Here is an 8,299-nt window from a genome sequence, read left to right as displayed (position 1 = left end):
CCTCGCGTCAGCGGGTTCGGACGATGACGGTGTTGGGCACCTTGTCGTGCAGTCCCCGGCCGTCGCGGTCCCACACGACGGCGGGCAGGAAGAGGCAGAGCAGGACGGTTCGGGCCATCGCCTGCAGCGGCAGGACGCGGTCGCCGACCAGGGAGCGCACCTGCAGGCCCACGATCCGGTGGCCGATGGTGAACCCGACCGTGCCGACGAGCACGAGGTGCATGACGCYGAACACCGCGAGCACCACGAAGCCCTGGGCGCCCGAGGCCGGAGGCTGCGAGAACGGCAGCGGCACCCCGAAGAGACCACGCGCGATGAACGAGGCGATCGTCCAGTCGATGAGCACACCCGCGAAGCGGATGCCGAAGCCGGCCACGGAGCCGGGTCCCTGCGGTGGCAGGCCGAGGTCGCGCCCGCGGTACTGCCCCGCGGCGTTCGTACGCTCTCGGGGGCCCTGGAGCCATGAGCCGAAGTCCTTGCGGTCCACCACGGGACCAGCCTAACGAGACCTGGTCCGGGCTCCTTGCGCGGGCCTGCCCTTCCGTAACACCCGCGAAACATGAGGGTCATGGCCGAGAAATCGCCGGTGGGTAGGGTCGTCACCGACAGCACGAGGCCGTCCCTCGATCCCTGCCGCTCCGACGAGCCCAGGTCCGGGCGACCTCGCCCCACATCAGGAGGTTGGATGTTCAGCTCAGCTGACGAGGTCCTCACGTTCATCAAGGACGAGGACGTCAAGTTCGTCGACATTCGGTTCTGCGATCTGCCCGGTGTCATGCAGCACTTCAACGTGCCGGCTGAGTCGGTCGACGAGGACTTCTTCACCGTCGGGCAGATGTTCGACGGGTCCTCGATCCGTGGCTTCCAGGCGATCCACGAGTCCGACATGAAGCTCGTGCCCGACCCCGCGACCGCCTTCGTCGACCCGTACCGCGTCGAGAAGACCCTGGTCATGAACTTCTCGATCCTCGACCCGTTCACGGACGAGCGCTACAGCCGCGACCCCCGCAACATCGCGAGCAAGGCGGAGGAGTACCTCAAGTCCACCGGCATCGCCGACACCGCGTACTTCGGCGCCGAGGCCGAGTTCTACGTCTTCGACGACGTGCGCTTCGAGACGAAGCAGAACGCCGGCTACTACTTCATCGACTCCGTCGAGGCCGCGTGGAACACCGGCCGCGAGGAGGAGGGCGGCAACAAGGGCTACAAGACCCGCTACAAGGGCGGCTACTTCCCCGTCTCCCCCGTCGACCACTTCGCCGACTTCCGCGACAAGATCTGCCTCGAGCTCAAGGAGGTCGGTCTCAACGTCGAGCGCAGCCACCACGAGGTCGGCACCGCGGGCCAGATGGAGATCAACTACCGCTTCAACACGCTGCTCCACTCCGGCGACGACCTCATGAAGTTCAAGTACGTCGTCAAGAACTCGGCGTGGAAGCAGGGTCACACCGCGACCTTCATGCCGAAGCCGCTCTTCGGTGACAACGGCTCGGGCATGCACACGCACCAGTCGCTCTGGAAGGACGGCGAGCCCCTCTTCTACGACGAGCGCGGCTACGGCGGTCTGTCCGACCTCGCGCGCTGGTACATCGGCGGCCTGCTGAAGCACGCCCCCTCGCTGCTCGCGTTCACCAACCCGACGGTGAACTCCTACCACCGCCTGGTGCCCGGCTACGAGGCTCCCGTCAACCTGGTCTACTCCGCTCGCAACCGTTCGGCCTGCGTCCGCATCCCGATCACGGGCACGTCGGCCAAGGCCAAGCGCATCGAGTTCCGCGTCCCCGACCCGTCGGCCAACCCGTACCTGTGCTTCGCCGCGCAGCTCATGGCCGGTCTGGACGGCATCAAGAACCGCATCGAGCCCCCGGAGCCGGTCGACAAGGACCTCTACGAGCTGCCGCCGGAGGAGCACGCCGCGATCGAGCAGGTGCCCGGCTCGCTTCCCGAGGTGCTCAATGCCCTCGAGGCAGACCACGACTACCTCCTCGAGGGCGACGTGTTCACGCAGGACCTCATCGAGGCCTGGATCGAGTACAAGCGCAAGAACGAGGTGGACCCGATCCGCTTCCGTCCGCACCCGCACGAGTTCGAGATGTACTTCGACATCTGAGACTCATGTTCCGCTGACCTGCGGCGTCTCGCGTAAAGGGCGTCTGACCTGCGCATTTGTCTTTTGGCATCTGTCATCGTCAGGCGCCCTTTCGCGTTGCCATGTGCCATGGATGTGCCATCAGGCTGCCGTGGCAGCCCGTCGTGCGCGAGGCCCATGGCGGCCCGTGAAAGGCCCGGTCCTGTGGCCGCCCATCCTCCCCCGGGACCGCCCCGACTCGGGCCGCGCCCCGTCGTGGCCCTCTCGCGGTCCTGTGGGCCCGCCCTGCCCGATGCCGTGGCGCGTGCCTGCGCCCGTCCCTGCGACCCCGCAAGCGCCCCCCGCCTGCAACCTCGCGGCCCCCGAGCCCGCCACCCTCGGAAGGGTGTGGTACTCCCAAGCGTGAACCGACAGCCCACGACCCCCGGTCAAGCCTTTTCTCGCGGCCGCAGGATTAGGAGAGACGAGCCTTCACGTAGCGGTTGAGGGCTGTGTCCTCGGCGCGGATCGCGGCAGAAGCGGACGTCGGCTGTGGGCCCGCGCGCCCTGCGACTGTGTCGACCAGGGGTGTCTGACCGTGCTTGCGACGGGATCGCTCTCAGCCCACCAGCAGCGCGAGCGCCGAGACGGCCGTGGCAGCCAGTACCGCCTGGTCGAACCGGGTCTGGCTCAGTCGGCGGGCCGTGTGGAGCCCGACCCATGTGCCGACCAGCACGAAGGGCAGAAGCGCCAGTGTCCGCGAGAGCGTCTCGCTGCCGAAGAGCCCGAGTCCGACGCTGAAGGGCACTTTGCAGAGGTTGACGCCGAAGAAGAACAACGCGCTCGTGCCGAGGAACCGCGGCTTGTCGACTCCCTGCGCGACGAGGTAGAGCGTCATGACCGGTCCTGCGGCGTTAGCGGTCATCGTGGCGAAGCCGGCGGCCGCTCCGGTGCCCCCGGCTGCCGCACGTGACGAGCCCACGCGGGAAGCGTCCAGCGACCGCCAGTTCAGCACAAGCTGAAGCGCCGCCAGGACGAGAAGCAGGCCGCCGATGGCGCGACGGAGCGTGCTGTCGTCGGCGCGGGAGAGGAAGAGCGCGCCGAGGAGCAGGCCCGGCAGGACGGCGGGGAGGAGTCGCCGGAGCAGTGCGAGGTCGGCATCGCGGCGGTAGTGCCACACCGCGACGACATCACCGACGATGAGCAGCAGCAGGATCGCCGCCGTCGACTCTCTGGTGGGCAGGACTAGGGCGAAGATGGCCACGGCGATGCTCGCGACGCCGCCGATGGCGGTCTTGGCGAAGCCGATGAGCAGGGCGGCGACGGCCAGGAGCGCCAGAGCGGCAGGGGTCATCGGCTGTTCCTGTGCCGGTGACTGGCCGGGACGCATCTCATCACGGCACTGCGCCTTGGTCGGCTCGTTCCAGGACGTGGCGCGTGCTGGCGGCGGCGCGGGCGAGCGCCTCGCGGACCGGCTGGGCTCGATGCTCGTCGGAAAGGATCTCGACCCCCCATGGCCCGTTCCACCCGGCCGCGCGCAGGGCCGTGATCATGCCGGTCAGGTCGAACGCGCCCTCGCCGCAGTAGCGGCGGCGATGCACGGTGTCCTCGAACAGCGTCCCGGTGACTTGCGCGTCGGCGTCGTTGAGCTCCACGCCGACGATGCGGTCCTGCGGGACGTCCGCGAGCTCGGAGGCGGGTGTCTGCGCCCGGGCGACGTGCCACGTGTCGATGATCACGCCACCTGCCTGGTGTCCCGCATCCGCGACGAGCCGCAGACCGTCGTGCAGCGTCTTGACGTTGGACCAGGGGAAGAACTCGAGGCCCAGGCGTGCGCCGACATCGGCGGCCTGGGCCGCCAGTGCCGCAAACCGAGCTGTCCACAGGTCACGGTTCCACGGGCCGTCGTCGCCATCCGGAGTGACCTTGAGGTGTCGTGCGCCGAGCACCTCCGCAGCCTCCAGGAGCCCATGGCGGACTCGATCCGACTCCTCGCGATGGCGGCCGTCGTCCCACCAGTACGGGATGGCCTCGAGCTCCAGGTGGGAGATCCCGTTGTCGGCGAGCAAGGCTCGGATGCCTTGAAGGCCATACGCCGCAACGGCCGCCGGGAGGTCGTCGGAGAGCAGCCCGAAACCGCGGAAGCCGGCCGCTGAGGCGGCTTCCATCCGTTCCCGCAGGCTCAGCGGACTGCGCAGGTCGGACCGGCCCGACGCGGCATCGCCTGCGCTGGTCCAGCAGGTGGCGAGCAGCACGTCAGACTCTTGAGGCGGCGCCGCAGTCGTCATGAGTGCCGGACCTCGTCGACCCGCACCGGACGACGCTCTGCCAAGGACAGGGCCGCGGCTTCGGCGATGTGGGCGACGGCCAGGGCGTCGTCAACCGTGCACGGCGACTCGCGTCGTCCGGCAACCACGTCGGTGAAGGCATGCAGCTCGGCCTCGAAGGCGGCGCCGAGCCGGTCCATGAAGAACGTCGCAGGTGGCCCGGAGGGCCACGCTGAGCCAGGTTCGAGGTTGCGCAGCGGAGTGGTGTCACTCCACCCCGCGGCGACGCTGTCGCCAGTCCCGTGCAGCTCGAGCCGGACGTCATACCCGCGCGGGTTGTAGCGGCTGTTCGAGACAACCGCGGTCGCGCCATCGTCGAAGGTCAGCACCGTGGCCGCTGTTGCCACGTCACCGAGCTCGGCGAAGAAGTCCTCGCCCCGTGCGCTGCCCGTGGCGTAGACCTCGACGACCTCTCTGCCCGTCACCCACCGGACGGTGTCGAAGTCGTGCACGCTGCAGTCCCGGAAGATCCCACCGGAAGCCGCGATGTACTCGCGTGGCGCGGGCGCTGGGTCGAGGGTGGTAGAGCGCACCGTGTGGACCCAGCCGAGCTCCCCCGACTCCACGGCCGCACGGGCGGCGCTGAAGGCCGGGTCGAAGCGGCGCGGGTAGCCGACCTGCACCGGGACCGCGCTCTCCCTCACGTACTGAGCGATGGCTGCGGCTTCGGCGAGGTCAGCCGACAGTGGCTTCTCACAGAAGACCGGCAGCCCGGCGTCGACGCCGGCCCTGATGAGCTGCGTGTGGGCGTTCGTGGCCGCAGCGATGACGAGGGCCTCGATGCCGCTCTCGAGGAGCCTCTCAGGCGAGTCGGCCGGCTCGGCACCCACCCGCTCGGCGACGGCCCGCGTCGCCGCCGGGACAACGTCCGTCACGACGAGGGAGTCGACGGCGGGCAGCCGGCAGAGGGTGGCAGCGTGGAACGAGCCGATCCTGCCGAGTCCGATCAGACCAAGGCGCATGGGTTCTCCTCGAGATGTGCTGGTGGCGCCACGACGGCGCTTCGTGGCCGCGGCTGCGCCTGAGGACGTCGTGGCCCAGGCCGGTCACTTCAGCCTGAGGGCACCTACACCGGCGTTGCGCCGAGCAAAGCCCTCAAAAGTCCCTCACGGCTCGAGCAGGGCGTCTGGCTTCGCCCTCAGTGGACGTTGATCCGCGGGGGAATGTTGTATGCCGTGACGACCTCGACGTTGGCCGCGACGGACGTGGGCGCGCCCGGCATCAGCCGGTGCGCGCGCATCACCTGACGCACGCCGTTGCGCATGTCGGCGTGGAGATCATGGTTGAGGACGGCGGTGAGCACTCCCGAGCGCAGCAGTTCCAGGTTGTCCTCGTCGAGGTCGTGCCCGATGAAGACCCCGGGCGGGCGGCCTGCGTCAGTGAAGGCCCGCGAGATGGCGCGATTGCCACCCCCGACCGAGTAGACCGCGCAGACGCCCGGCTGCTCGGTGACCAGGTCGGCCGCGCGTGCTCCCATCGTTGCGTCGAGGCCGTCGCTGTCGGTGATCCTGTGGATGCGCCGACGGGGCGCGAGGCGCGACAGAGCCGAGGTGAAGGCCTCCGCCCGCTCGCGCTCACCGAAGAAGAACGACCGGCTCAAGGTGAGCAGCACGTCCCCGGGCCGGTCGCCGAGGACCTGCGTCACGAGATAGGCGGCCGTGGCCCCGGCCGCGGCGTTGTCCAGTCCGACGTACGCCACCCTCGCGCTGTCGCGGACGTCGGTGACGAGGGTGACGACAGGGATGCCGCGGACGGCCAGCCGGTCGACGGCAGACGCGACGGCGGGGTCGTCAGGCGCCTTGAGCACCACGCCGTGGCAGACGCGTCCGCGCCGACCCAGTCCGTCGAGCACCTCCACCGCGGCGGCGACATCGGCGTTCTCGCGCAGGTGGAAGCGCGCCCGGACCGCGGCTGGGCGCAGCGCGGGAAGCTCGTCCTCGAGTGCCGACCTCACAGCAGAGCTGAACCGCGACGGGGCCTGGATGACGACGTCGAGCAGCAGCGTGCGAGCGGCGAGGCGCAGCTGGGTCTGCTGGCGGTCAAGGTCGAGCACGGCCTGCTCGACGGCGCGCACCGCCCGRGCGCTCGCCCCCGGACGGCCGTGCAGCACGCGATCGATCGTCGCCTCCGAGAGCCCTGACTGCTCGGCGATGTCCCGCACTCGGTGGGACCTGGCGCGAGATCGGGTCATGCCTGCGAGGCTAGCTCCGAGACGCCGTACATGAGGTCTTTCTGAGGGCTTTGTCCTCGTCGATGACGAGAGTCGCGCGCCATCCTTGAGGCATCCCCAGCACAACCGCAGCGTCGCACCGGGCCGCCCGGGTGACCGCCGTTCCGCCCGAGGAGGGCACCATGACCATGACATCGACCGGCTCGCGACCGCACTGGACCCGTCCGGAGGACGCCAGGCTCCCAGACCTGCTCGCCGTGCTCGACCAGCAGACCGACCTGGGTGAGTACCCGCACGCGACCCGCGTCGAGCAGGAGGTGCTCATCTACGACTGGGCCACCCTGCGGCATACAGCTGGTGTGGACACCTCCCGCCGAGACGTGCAGGCCGAGCTGGCGCGAGCCCTGTCCGACGGTCCGGGGATCGTCGTCCTCACAGGTGCTTTCGAGGCCGCCCCGCTCGACCGTGCCACGGCGGCGTTCGAGCGGATGATCGTCACCCAGCGGGCGAGCGGCATCGCGGCCGGTGACCACTTCGCCAAGCCGGGCGCCAACGACCGGATCTGGAATGCCCTCGAGAAGCTGGCCGTCGCCGACCCCGAGGCCTTCGTCGACTACTACGCCAACGACGCCCTCGCGCTCGCAGCGCAGGCCTGGCTCGGGCCCGGTTACCAGGTGACGTCGCAGCTCAACGTCGTTAACCCCGGCGGCGCCGGTCAGACGGTGCACCGCGACTATCACCTCGGCTTCCAGTCCGCCGAGACCTGCGCGGCCTATCCGGCGCACGTACACGAACTCTCGCAGGTGCTCACGCTCCAGGGGGCAGTCGCGCACGTCGACATGCCCGTCGAGTCCGGACCGACGCTCTACCTGCCGCACAGCCAGAAGTACACGCACGGTTATGTCGCCTACCAGCAGCCGGATTTCCAGGACTACTTCCTTGCCCACCACGTGCAGTTGCCGCTTTCGGCCGGCGATGCGGTGTTCTTCAACCCGGCGCTCTTCCACGCCGCCGGCACCAACCACACCACCGACGTGCGCCGGATGGCGAACCTCCTGCAGATCAGCTCGGCCTTCGGTCGAACCATGGAGACCGTCGACCGAGCCAGGGTCGTCCAAGCCGTCTACCCCGCGCTCCTCTCCGCCCGAGCCGCCGGCATGACACTTCGTGCGATCGCCAACGTCATCGCCTCGACCGCGGAGGGTTACGCCTTCCCGACCAACCTCGACCGCGACCAGCCCATCGACGGGATGTCGCCACGTACCCAGGCCGAGATCGTGAACGAGGCCCTGGCCGATGGCTACCAATCCGCTGATCTGACCGAGCGACTGACACGCCACCAAGCGGCGCGAGGCAGTCACTGACCCTTAGTGTTCGTGACCCCTCCTTGCCCGGGCCCTCGACGCACCACAGCTGGGTCGGGGGCCCCTGGCCACGCTTCCACCGCGGGTGGCCGGTGCTCAGACACAGGAGCGTCGCAACGGCCGCTCGGCGGCATGTCCGGACGTTGCAGCGATGGTGAGACCAGATGGCGCCCGTCCGATCTTCAGCGCTAGCAGTGGGCGGCGCTCAGCACGTCGGCCTCGGTACCGCGCCGAAGCGTGTCGTGTGAGTCGGCGTAGAGGAACTGCGAGATCGAGAGCGAGTTGACCTGACTCATCGTGAAGTCGATCCCGGAGGCGCCGTCCTCGGGGTCCCTTTGCACGTAGAGCGACATCGCATCCTCTGGTGCGA

General features: G+C 69.2%; 8 protein-coding genes. 2 read left to right on the top strand and 6 right to left on the bottom strand.

Features of this window, described 5'->3' with window-relative positions:
- Window positions 1–7 precede the first annotated feature (7 nt).
- Complete coding sequence (locus AC1DP0_RS13940) at window positions 8–490, bottom strand: RDD family protein (protein ID WP_478085149.1); 483 nt, start codon at window positions 488–490, stop codon at window positions 8–10.
- Window positions 491–685: 195 nt separating this feature from the next.
- Between AC1DP0_RS13940 and glnA the strand changes: the two genes are divergently transcribed.
- Complete coding sequence (gene glnA / locus AC1DP0_RS13935) at window positions 686–2,110, top strand: type I glutamate--ammonia ligase (RefSeq protein WP_478085148.1); 1,425 nt, start codon at window positions 686–688, stop codon at window positions 2,108–2,110.
- Between the two features lie 577 nt (window positions 2,111–2,687).
- On the opposite strand, the gene AC1DP0_RS13930 is transcribed toward glnA, so the two are convergent.
- The 4 genes from AC1DP0_RS13930 to AC1DP0_RS13915 form a co-directional block, all read right to left on the bottom strand.
- Entirely contained in the window at window positions 2,688–3,422 is a 735-nt protein-coding gene (locus AC1DP0_RS13930; RefSeq protein ID WP_478085147.1) for a sulfite exporter TauE/SafE family protein, read from the bottom strand.
- 40 nt (window positions 3,423–3,462) lie between these two features.
- Window positions 3,463–4,323, bottom strand: a complete 861-nt coding sequence (locus tag AC1DP0_RS13925; RefSeq protein ID WP_478085146.1) for a sugar phosphate isomerase/epimerase family protein — start codon at window positions 4,321–4,323, stop codon at window positions 3,463–3,465.
- Window positions 4,324–4,352: 29 nt separating this feature from the next.
- Window positions 4,353–5,357, bottom strand: coding sequence for a Gfo/Idh/MocA family protein (locus tag AC1DP0_RS13920; RefSeq protein WP_478085145.1), 1,005 nt, complete (start codon window positions 5,355–5,357; stop codon window positions 4,353–4,355).
- A gap of 176 nt (window positions 5,358–5,533) precedes the next feature.
- On the bottom strand, window positions 5,534–6,586 hold the full coding sequence (locus AC1DP0_RS13915; protein ID WP_478085144.1) for a LacI family DNA-binding transcriptional regulator: 1,053 nt from the start codon (window positions 6,584–6,586) through the stop codon (window positions 5,534–5,536).
- Between the two features lie 161 nt (window positions 6,587–6,747).
- Between AC1DP0_RS13915 and AC1DP0_RS13910 the strand changes: the two genes are divergently transcribed.
- Window positions 6,748–7,929, top strand: a complete 1,182-nt coding sequence (locus AC1DP0_RS13910) for a phytanoyl-CoA dioxygenase family protein (RefSeq protein WP_478085143.1) — start codon at window positions 6,748–6,750, stop codon at window positions 7,927–7,929.
- A 188-nt stretch (window positions 7,930–8,117) separates the two neighbouring features.
- Here AC1DP0_RS13910 and AC1DP0_RS13905 read toward each other — a convergent pair.
- A partial coding sequence (locus AC1DP0_RS13905) for a hypothetical protein (protein ID WP_478085142.1) occupies window positions 8,118–8,299 on the bottom strand: 182 nt, incomplete at its 5' end.

This window comes from Terrabacter sp. P5_B1 (assembly GCF_056400505.1).
Note: the sequence above shows the minus strand (reverse complement) of the source record. Positions and strands in the feature narration are given on the sequence as shown.